The sequence below is a fragment of the Dubosiella newyorkensis genome (genome assembly GCF_001945605.1).
GTDB classification, from domain to species: Bacteria; Bacillota_I; Bacilli_A; order Erysipelotrichales; family Erysipelotrichaceae; genus Dubosiella; species Dubosiella newyorkensis.
In genome coordinates, this window is record NZ_MPKA01000048.1 from 1 (window position 1) to 1798 (window position 1798).

Annotated in this window: 1 protein-coding gene; it reads right to left on the reverse strand. The window is 47.4% G+C overall.

The features are described from left to right. Positions 1–33 precede the first annotated feature (33 nt). Entirely contained in the window at positions 34–1767 is a 1734-nt protein-coding gene (locus BO225_RS03025; RefSeq protein ID WP_076340807.1) for an IS1634 family transposase, read from the reverse strand. Positions 1768–1798 lie beyond the last annotated feature (31 nt).

The window sequence follows — 1798 nt, forward strand, 5'->3', positions numbered from 1 at the left end:
CCTGACTTTAAGAGATGATTTTCAAAAATGGTGCTAAGGAAGCGGTGTAAACCGATATCCCAGCACCTTTTTTATTTGCCCCTTCGTTAAAAAATAATTATTGAGAGGCAGCGAATAATATTTGCACATTTCTTCGATGAGAGGAGTTCGTGTTCCGGTGTTCACATATTGTAGACGATTTGTCTGGATCACATTGAAGTTCCTGATCAGTTCGCTGATGGCATGAGCACTGAATCTGTCTTTCAGGATCAGGATCTGGAATATTCTTTCCAGCAGCACGGCTGCGTAGCACACAAGAAAATGTCCTTTGATCCGGTTCCCGTCCTGCAGATAGACTGGTCTTGCGTCGAGCTCGCTTTTCAGTATCCGGAACGATTCTTCTATTCTCCAAAGCTGATGATAAACTTTATAGATTTCCTTTTCTTCCATTTCTGTTTCCGATGTGACAAGCATATTGTAGCCGGCCAGTTCCATATCTTTGGCGATCGCTTCTTCGTTGATCTCGGCCGCGACTTCGTTCCCGCTCTCCGCTCCGTCTTTGCCGATCGATACAAACCGCATATATTTGGCGCTTTCTCCGTATTCGCTCTTTTTGGCCTGGCTGGTGCAGAGCCGGCTTGCCTTCGAGACCATTTTTGCGATCTCCATCTTCTTTTTCTTCGCCAGCTTCGGGCTGAAGGTGGCGATCCGCTTCTCTTTTGTGCTGAATTTCTTCCTTTTTCCGGTCCCGCTCATCACAAACGAATAGGAAAACATGTCGATACAGCTTTTGTAGCGGTATTTCTTCTTTCCTTCTTCGTCATAGACCCATTTCCATTCGTCATCGCCATCCTTGAGGACCCATTCTTTCTCGATCTGCAGGAGCGTCTTGACAGAACGGGAAAACAGATAGCCGTCTTTGCCCTTTTTGGCTTCATAAATGTTCTGAGCGCAGTTGAGCCCTTTGTCCGCCACCTGCACGGTCTTCCCCTGAAGAGAGAGATGCTTTTTCATATCCTTTACCGCGCTGCGCAGGACCGGTTTTTCGGACTGGTTGCCCGGATAGAGGCGCATGCCGATGGGGATGCATCGCCTGTCGAGAAGAAGACCCATGCCCAGGATCGGATCGGTGCGGTTCTTTTTGGACGGGCCTTTGCGTCGGAGCAGATCTTCGGCGTCGATTTCGAAGTAGAAATTGGTACAGTCGAAAAAGACAGAAGAAGTATCGAGAGAATAGACTTCTGCCGTTCTGTTCGTAAGGATCTCGACGATTTTCTCGTAATTGGCGCCAAGAAGAGAAAGAGCGTCGAGGGACTGGGAGTAGGAAATGGAGTAATCCTCCCATAAAGAAGGGATGATATCGGAGCAGGTCTTGCGTTTAGAGCAGGGATTGACTGCTCTGGCATAGACAAGAGCCTCGAAAGCCTTGGAAAGGGAGAATTCCTGTCTGGAGCCGAGCTGGAAAAGATCGACGAACGCAGAGATCTTCAAAGAATCCAGGACGGACTTGAGAGGAAAGTAGCCCAAGGAACGCAGAGGAGAAAGAGAAGAGATTTTTTTGTCTTTGGAGCTTGTTTTTTCGGCTTTGAAATCGGCATTCATGCGATTGACCTCGAGCTGATAGTATTCGATCGGATCGGGGATATCGGGTGTCTGCAGATTGTGAACATAACCCAAAGAACGGATACAGCGGTGGCGGGTCTCTTTGATTTCGGGATCGCGGAAAGAGAAATAGATCTGAAGATACAAGCCATTTTTGAGATGCGATTTTTTAAGGAAATAAGCCATGAAAACGTCCTCCGTGTAAAACACCTTAACA

Excerpts from the sequence above, each read along its gene's own strand:
- BO225_RS03025 (WP_076340807.1), bottom strand. The coding sequence starts at position 1,767 with ATGGCTTATTTCCTTAAAAAATCGCATCTCAAAAATGGCTTGTATCTT.